Source organism: Ancylobacter novellus DSM 506 (genome assembly GCF_000092925.1).
In the GTDB taxonomy this organism is placed as follows: domain Bacteria; phylum Pseudomonadota; class Alphaproteobacteria; order Rhizobiales; family Xanthobacteraceae; genus Ancylobacter; species Ancylobacter novellus.
In genome coordinates, this window is record NC_014217.1 from 3,596,312 (window position 1) to 3,609,887 (window position 13,576).

Genomic DNA, 13,576 nt, shown 5'->3' on the forward strand with positions numbered 1-13,576 from the left:
CTCAGGACAGCCCGGCCAGCAGGCGGGGCAATGCCGCCTGCGTGGTCGCGAGATCCTGCACCAGCGCGATGCGCAGATAGTCGGCGCCCGGATTGCGCCCGTCCGCGCCGCTGCGGCACAGATAGCCGCCGGGCACGGTGCGCAGCCCCTCGCGCTGCCAGAGTTTCTTCGCCGCCTCCTCGCCGCCGCCGACCGAAGCGACATCCAGCCAGAGGAAGAAGCCGCCATCCGGCCGCTCATAGCCGAAGCGGCCGGAGAGCACGGCGTCGGCGACGTCGAACTTCGCCTTGTAGAGGTCGCGGCTGGCGCTCACATGCGCCTCGTCCGCCAGCGCGGCGATGCCGACCCATTGCAGCGGCTCGGGCACCTGCGGCGCGGCGACATTGCGGAACTCGCCGAAGGCCTCGATGAAGCGCGCGTCGCCGGCACAGAAGCCGCAGCGCAGGCCCGGCAGGCTGGAGCGCTTGGACAGCGAGTTGAAGGCGACGACGCCCTCGAAATCGCCGCCCGCCACTTCGAGGACGCCGGTCGGCGGCTCCTCGCCCAGCCAGATCTCCGAATAGCACTCGTCGGCGAACACCATCACCTCATGCGCCCGGCAAAGGGCGACGAGGCGCTCGAGATAGGCGCGCGGGGCGATGGTGCCCTGCGGGTTGGCCGGCGAGGCGAAATAGATCGCGATGGCGCGGTCGAGCAGGTCCGGCGTCAGCGCGTCGAGATCGGGCAGCCAGCCGCCGCCGGGCGGCAGCGGCAGGTCGACGCTCTCGCAGCCGGCCGCCTCGGCGCCGGCGCCATAGGCGGCGTAGAACGGATTGGGCAGCAGCACCGCCGGCTCGCTCTTGCCCATCAGCGCCCGCTTCTTCGGCGAGATCAGCCGGCGCGCCATCAGCGCGGCGAAGAACAGGCCCTCACGCGAGCCGTTGAGCACCAGCACCTCGCGCTCCGGATCGAGCGCGCGCGGCAGCGTGTAGCGGCGGGAGAACCACTCCCCGGCGGCGCGGCGGAACTCGGGCAGGCCCTTGCCGGCCGGGTAGCGGCCGAAACCGTCGAGATGGGCGGCCAGCACCCCGCCGACGAAATCCGGCATGGCATGGCGCGGCTCGCCGACGGCGAGGCTCAGCGCCGGCTTGCCCGGCGTGATGCCGGCGAGCAGCTCGGTCAGGCGCACGAAGGGCGAGCGCGCCGCAGGCCCGGGATCGGGCACCGCGGCGGGGATCGTCTCGTCTGCGCCTTTGAGGCGGGGTTCGGGCACGTAAAGGGTCTCGCCATGCCGCGGGAATGCGGCGTCTCGGCCCAGGATAGGACCGCCGCGGTAAAGGCGTCCTTAACCATGGAAAGAGAATGGCGGCGGGCGGGAAACCCGCGCGGCGGCGGCGCGGCCTGCCGCCGGAATGAAAAGGACCCCGGCCAGGGCCCCGACCACTCAATGAAAAGACCCCGACCGAAGCCCGCCCCGCCCAACGAAAAGGACTCCGGCCGAGGCCCGGCTCGTTCAACGAAAAAGACCCCAGCCGAAGCCGGGGTCTCAAGGCAGCGGGAGGCTGCGGGAGTAGAGGCGGCGCGCGCGAGGCGCGCCGTCGGATCAGCTGTGGTAGGCGCGCTCGCCGTGGTCGGTGATGTCGAGGCCTTCGCGCTCGCGCTCCACCGACGGACGCAGGCCGACGATGATGTTGACGATCCAGAACAGGATCGCGGAGCCGACGCCCGACCACACCAGGGTGATGAGCACGGCCTTGACCTGCGCGGTGACCTGCGTGGCCATGTCGTAGGACGCGACCGCGCCGGCGACGTAGTCGTAGACGCCGGTGCCGCCGAGGGCCGGGCTGACGAGGATGCCGGTGCCGATGGCGCCGACGATGCCGCCCACGCAGTGCACGCCGAACACGTCGAGCGCGTCGTCATAGCCCAGCGCGTTCTTGATGCTGGTGCAGAAGACGAAGCAGACGATGCCGGCGATCAGGCCGAGGACCAGCGAGCCCATGATGCCCGAGAAGCCGGCCGCCGGGGTGACGGCGACGAGGCCCGCGACCGCGCCGGAGACGACGCCGAGCATGCTCGGCTTGCCCTTGGCCAGCCACTCGATGAACATCCAGGACAGCGCCGCGCCGCAGGTCGCGATGAAGGTGTTCATCATGGCGAGCACGGTGAGCGGGGCGGCCTCGAGGTTCGAGCCGGCGTTGAAGCCGAACCAGCCGACCCACAGGAGCGAGGCGCCGATCATGGTCATGGTCAGCGAGTGGGGCGGCATCAGCTCCTTGCCGTAGCCGGTGCGCTTGCCGACGATGAGGGCGCCCACCAGGCCGGCGATGCCGGCGTTGATGTGCACCACGGTGCCACCGGCGAAGTCGATCGCGCCGAGCGAGAAGATGTAGCCGGTGTCGGCCAGCACGGCGTCGAGGGCGGCCTGGGCGGCCTCCTTGGCGGCCGGATCGGTGGCGGCGGCGAGGGCCTTGGCAGCGGCGTCAACCGCGTCCGGGCCGGCCCAGTACCACACCATGTGGGCCATCGGGAAATAGATGAAGGTGACCCAGAGCGGGATGAACAGCACCACCGCCGAGAACTTCACGCGCTCGGCGAAGGCGCCCATGATCAGCGCCGGGGTGATCATGGCGAAGGTCATCTGGAAGGCGACGAAGACGAGCTCGGGAATGGCCACGCCGACCGAGAAGGTGCCGCCCATCGATTCCAGGCCGACGCCGCCCAGCAGCGCCTTGCTGAAGCCGCCGATGAAGGCGGAGCCGCCGGTGAAGGCGAGCGAATAGCCGTAGAGCACCCAGATGATGCCGACGATGCAGACGCTGTAGAACACCTGCATCAGCACCGAGAGCATGTTCTTGCCGCGCACCAGGCCGCCGTAGAACAGCGCCAGGCCGGGCACCGACATCATCAGCACCAGGATGGTGGAGACCATCATCCAGGTGGTGTCGCCCTTGTTGATGGAGGGGCCGGCGGGAGCGGCCGCCACCGCGGCGTCCTGGGCGAGAGCGGCCGCCGAGAACAGCGCCGTCGCCGCCAGCGCGGGAAGGCCCGCGCGTATCCAACTCTTCGTCGTCATGGTTTCAATGCTCCGTCGCAATCGGAAAATGTCGGGATCAATGACGCGGGCTCACAGCGCGTCGGCGTCGGTTTCGCCGGTGCGGATGCGCACGGCCTGGTCGATCGCATAGACGAAGATCTTGCCGTCGCCGATCTGGCCGGTCTTGGCCGAGGTGGTGATGGCGTCGATGACCTTGGAAACCTGATCGGAAGGCACGGCGACCTCGATCTTGAGCTTCGGCAGGAAGCTCACCGCGTATTCCGCGCCGCGGTAGATCTCGGTATGGCCCTTCTGGCGGCCGTATCCCTTGACCTCCGTGACGGTCAGTCCATGCACACCTATTCCGGTGAGCGCATCCCGGACTTCCTCAAGCTTGAAAGGCTTGATGATAGCCATGACGATCTTCATGGTTCCTGTCCCCGCTTGGCCCCTAACCCGTGGCACATTGGGTTCTGGGCGTTTCATGTCGGACTCGGCCAGGCGGATTAGTTCCGACCCTTCGGTCAAGCCGGGCACAGGGAATCAATTCGCGTGCCAACCGTGCGCGGCCAATGGTTTTTCATCGCAAACGCGCAAACAGCCCCTGCTCGCGATGCCGTGAGCCGGCTCAAATCGAGCCTAGGCGGTCCAGTTGACGCTGCCCAAATCTTCATCGGCAGCGGCGCGCGGGATCATACGCCGCCCAACAATTGACACAAGCTGACTAATTTTCAGGCAGATGCCGAAGCCGAAGGCACGATAGGGCGGATCAGCCCCTCCTGCGCTACCGAAGCGACGAGCCGGCCGGCGCGGTCATAGATCAATCCGCGGGCAAAACCGCGCGCGCCGGAGGCGCTCGGGCTGTCCTGCGCATAGAGCAGCCAGTCGTCGGCGCGGAACGGCCGGTGCAGCCATAGCGCATGGTCGAGGCTGGCCGATTGCAGCGTCTGGCCGAGCACGCTCTGGCCATGCACCGCCGTCGCGGTCTCCAGCAGCGTCATGTCGGTGGCGTAGGCCAGCACCGCCTGGTGCAGGCCGGGATCGTCCGGCATCGCGTCCACCGCGCGGAACCAGACCGCCCGCCGCGCGACGACACCGCGCTCGCCGAGGCCGACCGGGCGCAGTTCGATCGGACGCGGCCGGCGCCAATACTCGATCACGCCCGCCGGCAGCGTCGCGACGATGTCCTCCGGCAGGTTGGAGAGGCTCGGCACCTGCTCGGGCGGCGGCACCGGCGCGTCGAGGTCGAGCTGGTGCTCCAGCCCCTGCTCCTCGCGGTGGAACGACACCGACATGATGAAGATCGGCCGCCCGTGCTGGATGGCGACGGCGCGCCTTGTGGCGAAGCTGCGCCCGTCGCGCACGCGCTCCACCTCGTAGATGATCGGGATGTTGGGGTCGCCGCCGAGCAGGAAATAGGCGTGCATGGAATGGGCGGCCATGGCGGGCGCCGTGCCCTCCACGGTGCGCTGCGTCGCCACCAGCGCCTGCGCCAGCACCTGCCCGCCGAAGACGCGGGTGCGGAAGGGCCAGGACATTGGCGGGTTGTTGCCGCGGAACAGGTTGACCTCCAGCGTCTCGAGATCGAGCAGGTCGATGAGTTCGGCGGTGGTCGACATGCGGTTCCGGCTCCCCTGCGCTGCGGCGGACGCGCCCCCGCGCTCATTGTCCCCCGAGCCTAGCTAAGGCATATGATGCCGCCCGCACAATGCCGCTTTGGATGGCGTACGGGGGCAGGAACCATGGATCGGACAAGGCGCTACGACGCGGTGATGGCCGGCGGCGGCCTCGCCGGGCTCTCCCTCGCCCTCGCCTTGCGCCAGGGCCTCGGGGATGGCGCGCGCCTCGCGGTCGCAGACCCCGCCTTCGTCGCCGAGAAACCCCACAGCACCGACATGCGCGCCTCCGCCATCGCCGCCGGCGCGCGGCGCCTGTTCGAAGCGCTCGGCGTGTGGGACCGCATCGCCGGCGAGGCCGAGCCGATCCTGGCGATGGAGATCACCGATTCGAAGCTCGGCGACGCCGCGCGACCGGTGTTCCTTTCCTTCGAGGGCGACGTCGAGCCGGGCGAGCCCTTCGCCCACATGGTGCCGAACGCGCTTCTGCAGGACGCCATGACCGAGCTCGCCCGCGAACGCGGCATCGAGCTGCTGGCATCCCCTGTCGCGCGCTTCACCGCGAAGCCGGGCAGCGTCGCGCTCGCCTTCTCGGACGGAAGCGAGGCCTCCGCCGCGCTGCTCGCCGCCTGCGACGGCGCGCGCTCCAAGCTGCGCGCCCTCGCCGGCATCGGCGTGACCGGCTGGCCCTATGGCCAGTCCGCCATCGTGATGACGGTCGGCCATGAGCGCCCGCATGGCGGCAAGGCGGTCGAGCATTTCCTGCCCGCCGGCCCCTTCGCCCTGCTGCCGCTCACCGGCAATCGCTGCTCCATCGTCTGGACCGAGAGCACCGCGACGGCGAAGAGCCTGCTCGCTTTGCCGCGCGTGCTGCTCAAGGACGAGCTGGAGCGTCGCTTCGGGCTGGAGCTCGGCGAGATCGAGATCCTCGACGATCCCAAGGCCTTCCCGCTCGGCTTCCAGATGGCGCGCGCCTTCGTCGCCGAACGCCTCGCTCTGGTCGGCGATGCCGCCCACACCATCCACCCCATCGCCGGGCAGGGCATCAATATGGGCCTGCGCGATGTCGCGGCGCTGGCGGAAGCCGTCACCGACGCCGCCCGGCTCGGGCTCGACATCGGCTCGCCGGACGTGCTGGCGCGCTACCAGCGCTGGCGCCGCTTCGACACGCTGGCCATGGGCATGGCGACGGACGGGCTGAACCGGCTATTCGGCATCCGCTCGGACGCGGTGCGCCTCGTGCGCGACGTCGGCCTCGGCCTGGTCGAGCGCATGCCGGCGATGAAGTCCTTCTTCATCCGCGACGCCGCCGGCATCGGCGGCCAGGCGCCGAAGCTGCTGCGCGGCGAGACGCTCTAAAGCAATAATCGTCATCCCGGCCGAAGCGCAGCGGAGAGCCGGGATCGCTCTCCGATGTTCGCGCGATCCCGGATCGGCCTTCGGCCGTCCGGGATGACAGCGCGATGGATAGACGGGACTACCGCCCCGCCATCTCCGCGTCGGTCAGCGGGCGCGCCTCGTCGGCGAGCATGATCGGGATGCCGTCGCGGATCGGATAGGCGATGCGCGCCTGGCGCGAGATCAGCTCATGCGCGGCGCGGTCATAGTCGAGCGGCCCCTTGGTCACCGGGCAGACCAGCAGCTCCAGGAGCTTCGGGTCGATCTCGTGGCCGGAGCGGACGGCGGGCGTGTCGGGCTTCTCGGCCATATTCCCTCTCAAGCTGTCTCAATCTTGGCGACCGGATTCGCCTGATTCCGGCTATATAGCGCAGCAAGCTGACATTCTCACGTCGCCGTTCCGACACGCGCGCCTGCGGAAAGACATGGACCAACCCGCCCTCGACCTCGCCCCGGCCCTCGCGCCCGAACCGCGCCTCGACGGCGAGACGCTGCAGCAATGGGTGTTCCGCCAATTACGCCGCGCGGTGATGACGGGGCGCTTCCCGCCCGGCAAGGCGGTGACCATACGCGGGCTCGCCGACGCGCTCGGCGTCTCCTCCATGCCGGTGCGCGAGGCGCTGCGCCGCTTAGTGGCCGAGCGCGCGCTGGTGCTGCTCGACAATCGGCGGGTGCGCGTGCCGGAGATGACGGCGCGCCGCTTCGAGGAATTGGTCGCCGCCCGCACGCTGCTGGAGAGCGAGGCCGCCGCGCGCGCCTTGCCGCGCGCCGACCGCGACTTCCTGCGCCGGCTCGACGCGCTCAACCGCGCTTCGGACGCGGCGGTGGAGGCCGACGACACCGAGGCGATGATCGAGACCAACCTCGCCTTCCACGCCGCGCTCTATGGCGACCGGCCGGACAATGTGCTCCTCCCGCTGATCGAATCGGTGTGGCTGCAGATCGGCCCGTTCATGCGCATGGCGCTGGCCGACCTGCACCGCCATTACCCCGTCGACCGCCATGCGGAGGCCCTGATGGCGCTGGAGGCGAAGGACGAGGCGGCCCTGCGCCGCGCCATCGAGGCCGACATACGCGACGGCATCGGGCATCTGATGGAGAAGCTGGGGTAGCCAGCCGGACTAATCGCGCGGTCCACGCAGAACACCGTCATGCCCGGACTTGACCCGGGCATCCACGACTTGGACCGGGTGCATGCGGGAAGACGTGGATCCCCGGGTCAAGCCCGGGGATGACGTGGTGCAGGCTGGGCCGTCCGGGATGACGGCTTTTCGCAAGAACACCGTCATGCCCGGGCTTGGCCCGGGCATCCACGACTTCATGCCGCGTGGAACCCAAAGACGTGGATGGCCGGGACAAGGCCGGCCATGACGTGGCTCACGAAGGATGGCGGCCTTCGAAGGGGCGCCTCACCCCACCGCCTTGAGCTTCGGCTTGCCCGAGCGGCTTTCGCCATAAAGCCGCGCGGCGGCGCCGAAGGCGGTGAAGATGCCGGTCGACAGCTTGTCCTGCCAGAAGCGCCATTCCGGGTGCCACTGGATCGCCATGTTGAAGCCCGGCGCGTCCGGCACGCGGAAGGCCTCGATGGTGCCGTCCTCGGCGCGCGCCTCGATGGCGACGCCCGGCGCCAGCTTCGCCACGCCCTGGCCGTGCAACGAGTTCACCCGCCAGGTCGAGGCGCCGGCGATGCCGGCGAGCAGCCCGCCCGGCTCCAGCGCGACGTCATGCGCCGGCCCGTACTGGCCTTCGATATCGAGGCTCGAATCCTCGCGGTGGTCGAAGCGGCCCGCCTGCTCGTAGAGCTTCTGGTAGAGCGTGCCGCCGAGCGCCACGTTCATCTCCTGGAAGCCGCGGCACACGCCGAACAGCGGCACGCCCCGCTCCAGCGCGGCGCGGATCAGCGGCAGCGAGATGTCGTCGCGGTGCGGGTCGGCCGGCAGCGGCGGGTCATAGGCCGCATCGCCATAATGCTGCGGGCCGACATTGGACGGGCTGCCCGGCAGGAAGATGCCGTCGACGAGGTCGAAGATCTCGTCGATCACCACCCGCTCCGGCGCCATGTCGGCATCGACCGCCGAGACGGTGCCGGGGATGAGCACCGGCATGGCCTGCGCGCCGCGCGCCACTGCATAGATGTACTTCTCGGTCACGCCATGGACGACATGGCCGCCGCTCGCCTTCACGTCACTGATCACGCCGATGACTGGACGCATGATGCCTTTCCTGACTGTTCGGCCTGATGTGGGACCGGCCCCCCTTTCCTGTCAACGGCGCCGCGGGCGCGGCGGCCATGCGACGGCCGAAGGGCGTCCTTTGGACACGGGCTTTTGCCGGCACGGCCCGTTGCCGAAGGTTTCCCGATGAGGCGCTTCGTGTATGAAGGAGGCCGCACATCACCGATCGCGGGCAGGCGCACCAAGGCCTCATGGTTTTCTCCTCCGTCTCCTTCCTGTTCTATTTCCTGCCGGCGTTCCTGATCTGCTACTTCGCCATGCCGGGCGTGCGGGCGAAGAACCTCGTCCTGCTCGCCTTCTCGCTGGTGTTCTACGCCTGGGGCGGCCTCGCCAATGTCGCCGTACTCGCCGTCTCCATGGTGGCGAACTATTTCTTCGCGCTGCTGATCGATCCGCGTTCCGAGCCCTGGCGGCTGCGCGTGCTGGCGCTCGCCGTGGCGGTGAACCTCGCCGGGCTGATCGCCTTCAAATATTCGGGCTTCCTGGCGGAGAACCTCAACCTGCTGCTGCCGGCGGGCCTGCAATTGCCGGTGGTGCATCCGGCGCTGCCGCTCGGCATCTCCTTCTTCACCTTCCACGCCATCTCCTACCTGGTCGACGTCTACCGGCGAAAGGCGCGCGCCAGCCGGCGCTTCGAGGAGATCGCGGTCTACATCACCATGTTCCCGCAGCTCGTGGCGGGTCCGATCGTGCGCTACTCGACCATCGCGCACCGCATCCATACGCGGCGCACCACGCTGGGGCGGGTGTCGGCGGGGCTGCGCATCTTCGTCATCGGCCTTTCCTGGAAGGTGCTGATCGCCGACGAGGTGGCGCCCGTGGTCGCCGTCATCTTCGACCGCACCACGACGCCCAATCTCGCCGAGGCGTGGGTCGGCGTCACCGCCTATGCGCTGCAGATCTATTTCGACTTCGGCGGCTACTCGAACATGGCGATCGGCCTCGCCGTCGCCATGGGGCTGAAGTTCCCGCGCAACTTCAACCTGCCCTATGGCGCGCTGTCGATTACCGATTTCTGGCGCCGCTGGCACATGAGCCTGTCGAGCTGGTTCCGCGACTATCTCTACATCCCGCTCGGCGGCAACCGGCACGGCCATCTGCGCACCGCGGTCAATCTCTGGGCGGTGTTCCTGCTCTGCGGCCTCTGGCACGGGGCGAGCTGGACCTTCGTCATCTGGGGCATCCATCACGGCACCTTCCTGGTGCTGGAGCGCACCCGCCTCGGCGCGGCGCTGAAGGCCGGCCCGCGCATCCTCGGCCACGCCTATGTGCTGCTGGTGGTGCTCACCTCATGGGTGTGGTTCCGCGCCAATTCGCTGCCCGAGGCGCTCGACCTGTTCGCCGGCCTCGCCGGGCTGAACGGCGTGGAACCGCTCTCGGTCACGCTGATGGCCGAGCTCAAGCCGATGACCATCGTCGTGCTGATCCTCGCCTGGCCGCTCGCCATGTTCGGCCTGCCGAAGCCCGGCGCGCGCAAGCTGCCGCAGAAGCTGCGCCTCGCGCTCTACGGCTTCACCGACACGGCAGCGGTGGCGGTGCTGCTGGCGCTGTGCATCCTCTCCGTCGGCGCGGCGACCTATTCGCCGTTCCTGTATTTCCGGTTCTGAGGGAGGCGCGCCGATGCCCTTGCTGATGGCCTTCCGCCGCTGGTGGGCGATCCTCTTCGTCGCCATCCTCGCCCTGCCGACCGTCGGGCTGGTGGCGCCCGACCTGCCGGCGCCGATGCGCACCGTGCTGGCGCCGGAGCAGCACTGGTGGCAGGACGCCGCCAAGCGCCTCGACCCCTACATCAACAACGTCTTCGGCTTCCGCGGCGCCGTGCTCGCCGCCCATCGCTCCTATCTGCGCTTCATCGACGAGACGCAGGGCGAGCGGGTGCTGCAGGGCACGCACGGCGTATTGTTCATCCGTGACAACGACGCGCTCGAGCAGTCGCTCGGCCAGGTCGTTCGGCCCCATCGTGTCGCCGGCTTCGTCGGCCTCGCCAAGGAGCTCGACGCCGACATGAAGGCGCACGGCGGGCGCTTCGTGGCGCTGATCCCGCCCAACGCCCACACGGCCGATTTCGAGGAGCTGCCGGCCTATGCGCGCGGGCAGAAAAAGACGCCGACCGAGTACGACCTCGTCGCCGCGCGGATGAAGGCGGACAATATCCCCTTCGTCGACCTGCGGCCGCTGATCGCGGAGGCGAAGAAGGACGGCCGGGTCTATTTCCGCTACGACACGCACTGGAACGAGCGCGGCGCGCTCCTCGCCTTCAACGCCGCCATGGAAGCCGTCGGCCGGCCGGACCTCGCCGTCAGCCCGCAGGAGGCGCTCGGCACTGCGGAGGTCAAGCCCGGCGGCGACCTTCTGCGCCTCGGCGGGCTCGACCAGCGCGAGCCGCCGGATATCCGCTATCCGTGGAAGCCGGCATTCGCGCCGCGCGACGATCTCGCGCCGCTGCCCGGCATCATCGTCGGCAAGGAGAACCCGCTCTTCGTCTCGCGGGCCGTCACCACCGGGCATGACGGGCCGCGCATCATGGTGATCGGCGATTCCTTCACCAACGGCTTCTGGCACGGCCTGCTCGCGGCGCGCAGCTCGGCCTATGTCTGGACGCACCACCAGCTCTGCAACTTCGATCAGGGCATGATCGACCGCTTCAAGCCGGACATACTGATCTACGCCCCGACCGAGCGCTTCTTCCCCTGCGCCGGCAAGCGCGGCGTTGCGGCGACGGTGAGCGGCGCACCGCCCAAGACTCCCGCGCCGGGCGGCCCCTTGCCGGACGCCACCGCCCCGCACTAGAAAGCGGCGCCTCCCTTCATTTCCCCGAGCCCGCCATGCCGCTGACCACCCAGGACCTGCTCGCCCGGCTCGCCGAGCTCGGTATCGAGACGACCACCGTCGAGCACCCGCCGCTGTTCACGGTGGAGGATTCGCAGGCGCTGCGCGGCGACATCCCCGGCGGGCACACCAAGAACCTGTTCCTCAAGGACAAGAAGGGGAACATCTTCCTCGTCGTCGTCGAGGAGGAAACGCGCGTCGACCTGAAGAGCCTGCACCAGCCTCTGGGCGCGGCGAGCCGGCTCTCCTTCGGCAGCGCCGAGCTGCTGGAAGAGGTGCTCGGCGTGAAGCCGGGTGCAGTCACCGCCTTCGGGCCGGTGAACGACACGGAAGGGCGCGTCACCGTGGTGCTCGACGCCGAATTGATGACGCATGAGACCGTCAACTGCCACCCGCTGGTGAACACCGCCACCACCGCCATCCGCAGCGCCGACCTGATCCGCTTCCTGCGCACCACCGGCCACGAGCCGCTGGTCATGGCGGTGCCACGCCGCACCGATGCCGCCGAGGAGGGCTGAGCCCGAGACTGAGCCGCGGCCGCATCCGCCGTTGCATTCGCGGCGCAGCGGACCATCTTATGCGGCGAATAGCTTCGCTCCGCAGACCGAGTATCGCGAGGACGACCCATGCTGCTGAACCAGCCCGCCAACCCGGCCCAGAACGGCGCCGACGCCCCGGCCGGCGACGATGTCGTGATCGACGTCACGACCCGTAGCTTCATGCAGGACGTGGTGGAGGAATCCCGCCGCCGCCCGGTGCTGGTCGACTTCTGGGCGCCCTGGTGCGGCCCCTGCAAGCAGCTCACCCCGATCATCGAGAAGGTGGTGCGCGGCGCCAAGGGCAAGGTGCGCCTCGCCAAGATGAACACCGACGAGCACCCCGCCGTCGCCCAGCAGCTCGGCATCCAGTCGCTGCCTACCGTCTACGCCTTCGTCAACGGCCAGCCGGTCGACGGCTTCATGGGCGCCCAGCCGGAGACGCAGGTGCAGGCTCTGGTGGACCGGCTCGTCGCCGGCGCCGGCGGGGCCGACGACATGGCCGAGGTGGTCGCCTCCGGCGAGGCGGCGCTGGCCGAGGGCGACCTCGTCGGCGCGGCGGAGATCTTCGCCGCCGTGCTCGCCGAGGAGCCGGCCAACCTCAAGGCCATCGCCGGCCTCGCCCGCACCCAGCTCTCCGCCGGCAATGCCGAGCAGGCCCAGGCCACCCTCGCCCTCGCCCCGGAAAGCGCGGCGAACGATGCCGGCCTTGCCGCCGTGCGCGCCGCCATCGAGCTGGAGGAAGCCGCCGCGGCGCTGGGCGACGTGAAGGAGCTGGAGGCGAAGGTCGCCGCCAATCCGCTCGACCATCAGGCCCGCTTCGACCTCGCCGTGGCGCTCGCCGCGCACGACAAGCGTGAGGAGGCGGTCGACGAGCTCCTCACCATCGTGCGCAAGGACCGCAACTGGAACGACGACGGCGCCCGCAAGCAGCTGGTGCAGTTCTTCGAGGCCTGGGGCCCGACCGACGAGCACACGGTCGCCGGCCGCCGGCGCCTGTCCTCCATCCTGTTCGCCTGACGCTGCTTAACGGCCAAGGAGCGCCGATGGCGATCAACCGTCCCTATACCGGGCCGTCGGAACTGGCGCCGATCATCCCGCTCTTCCCGCTGGAAGGCGCGCTGCTGCTGCCGCGCTGCCAGCTTCCGCTCAACATCTTCGAGCCGCGCTATCTGGCGATGATCGATGCGGCGCTGGCCGGCAGCCGGCTGATCGGCATGGTGCAGCCGGCGCTCGATGCCACCGGCCACGCCATGGCCGGCGGCGCGGCGCTGCTGGCGGTGGGCTGCGTCGGCCGCATCACCGAGATCGCCGAGAGTGGCGACGGGCGCTATCTGCTCAACCTGAGCGGCGTCTGCCGCTTCCGCATCGTCTCCGAGGTCGATGCGGGCACGCCCTATCGCCAGGCCAAGGTCGATTACGAGCCCTTCGCCGACGACTTCAAGCCCAATCTCGGCGCCGACGCGGTGGACCGCGGTGCGCTCCTGCGCACGCTGGCGGAATATCTCGACGCCAACCGGCTGGAAGCGGACTGGGAGAGCATCAAGGACGCGCCCAACGAGGCGCTGGTCAATGCGCTCGCCATGATGTCGCCCTTCGGCCCGCGCGAGAAGCAGGCTCTCTTAGAGGCGCCGAGCCTAGCGGCACGGGCGGAGATGCTGATCGCGGTGACGCAGATGGCGATGGCCCGCACCGGCGGCGAAGGCGACGGCTCGCTGCAGTAGCCGAAGACCCCACCACAAACCGCCCTCATGGCCGGGCTTGACCCGAAGTCGGCATGTGCCGACTTCGGTCTCCTCAATGAGGAACTCGGGCAAGCCCGAGTTCCTGCCACCCAGACTTTCGACCGGGCTAACACGGAAAGTCTGGGTCCCCGGGTCAAGCCCGGGGATGAGGGAAAGATTTGCGGAAGAGACCGTAGAACGATCCCGGATCGCCGCTGAGCGG

Annotated in this window: 13 protein-coding genes; 7 read left to right on the plus strand and 6 right to left on the minus strand. The window is 69.4% G+C overall.

The annotated features are described in order from the left end of the window. Position 1: 1 nt before the first annotated feature. The 4 genes from SNOV_RS16955 to SNOV_RS16970 form a co-directional block, all read right to left on the minus strand. On the minus strand, positions 2-1,252 hold the full coding sequence (locus SNOV_RS16955) for an aminotransferase class I/II-fold pyridoxal phosphate-dependent enzyme (RefSeq protein ID WP_013168189.1): 1,251 nt from the start codon (positions 1,250-1,252) through the stop codon (positions 2-4). Between the two features lie 330 nt (positions 1,253-1,582). Next, positions 1,583-3,055, minus strand: coding sequence for an ammonium transporter (locus SNOV_RS16960; RefSeq protein WP_013168190.1), 1,473 nt, complete (start codon positions 3,053-3,055; stop codon positions 1,583-1,585). Positions 3,056-3,106: 51 nt separating this feature from the next. Beyond that, entirely contained in the window at positions 3,107-3,445 is a 339-nt protein-coding gene (locus tag SNOV_RS16965) for a P-II family nitrogen regulator (RefSeq protein WP_013168191.1), read from the minus strand. Between the two features lie 302 nt (positions 3,446-3,747). Then, positions 3,748-4,635, minus strand: coding sequence for an acyl-CoA thioesterase (locus SNOV_RS16970; RefSeq protein WP_013168192.1), 888 nt, complete (start codon positions 4,633-4,635; stop codon positions 3,748-3,750). A gap of 123 nt (positions 4,636-4,758) precedes the next feature. On the opposite strand from SNOV_RS16970, the gene SNOV_RS16975 reads away from it, so the two are divergent. Next, entirely contained in the window at positions 4,759-5,991 is a 1,233-nt protein-coding gene (locus SNOV_RS16975) for a ubiquinone biosynthesis hydroxylase (protein ID WP_013168193.1), read from the plus strand. Between the two features lie 118 nt (positions 5,992-6,109). On the opposite strand, the gene SNOV_RS16980 is transcribed toward SNOV_RS16975, so the two are convergent. Further along, complete coding sequence (locus SNOV_RS16980; RefSeq protein WP_013168194.1) at positions 6,110-6,340, minus strand: Trm112 family protein; 231 nt, start codon at positions 6,338-6,340, stop codon at positions 6,110-6,112. Positions 6,341-6,455: 115 nt separating this feature from the next. On the opposite strand from SNOV_RS16980, the gene SNOV_RS16985 reads away from it, so the two are divergent. Continuing rightward, positions 6,456-7,142, plus strand: coding sequence for a GntR family transcriptional regulator (locus SNOV_RS16985; RefSeq protein ID WP_013168195.1), 687 nt, complete (start codon positions 6,456-6,458; stop codon positions 7,140-7,142). A gap of 297 nt (positions 7,143-7,439) precedes the next feature. On the opposite strand, the gene SNOV_RS16990 is transcribed toward SNOV_RS16985, so the two are convergent. Continuing rightward, positions 7,440-8,243, minus strand: coding sequence for a gamma-glutamyl-gamma-aminobutyrate hydrolase family protein (locus SNOV_RS16990; protein ID WP_013168196.1), 804 nt, complete (start codon positions 8,241-8,243; stop codon positions 7,440-7,442). Between the two features lie 212 nt (positions 8,244-8,455). Between SNOV_RS16990 and SNOV_RS16995 the strand changes: the two genes are divergently transcribed. The 5 genes from SNOV_RS16995 (at position 8,456) to SNOV_RS17015 (ending at position 13,353) form a co-directional block, all read left to right on the plus strand. Further along, complete coding sequence (locus tag SNOV_RS16995) at positions 8,456-9,871, plus strand: MBOAT family O-acyltransferase (RefSeq protein ID WP_013168197.1); 1,416 nt, start codon at positions 8,456-8,458, stop codon at positions 9,869-9,871. 13 nt (positions 9,872-9,884) lie between these two features. Then, a complete protein-coding gene (locus SNOV_RS17000) occupies positions 9,885-11,054 on the plus strand; it encodes an alginate O-acetyltransferase AlgX-related protein (RefSeq protein WP_013168198.1) in 1,170 nt (389 codons plus the stop codon). 35 nt (positions 11,055-11,089) lie between these two features. Further along, the gene (locus SNOV_RS17005; RefSeq protein ID WP_013168199.1) at positions 11,090-11,611 is read left to right on the plus strand and encodes a prolyl-tRNA synthetase associated domain-containing protein; all 522 of its coding nucleotides are present in this window, start codon (positions 11,090-11,092) and stop codon (positions 11,609-11,611) included. A gap of 108 nt (positions 11,612-11,719) precedes the next feature. After that, the gene (gene trxA, locus SNOV_RS17010; RefSeq protein ID WP_013168200.1) at positions 11,720-12,649 is read left to right on the plus strand and encodes a thioredoxin; all 930 of its coding nucleotides are present in this window, start codon (positions 11,720-11,722) and stop codon (positions 12,647-12,649) included. A gap of 26 nt (positions 12,650-12,675) precedes the next feature. Further along, complete coding sequence (locus tag SNOV_RS17015) at positions 12,676-13,353, plus strand: LON peptidase substrate-binding domain-containing protein (RefSeq protein WP_013168201.1); 678 nt, start codon at positions 12,676-12,678, stop codon at positions 13,351-13,353. The last annotated feature ends 223 nt before the right edge of the window (positions 13,354-13,576 follow it).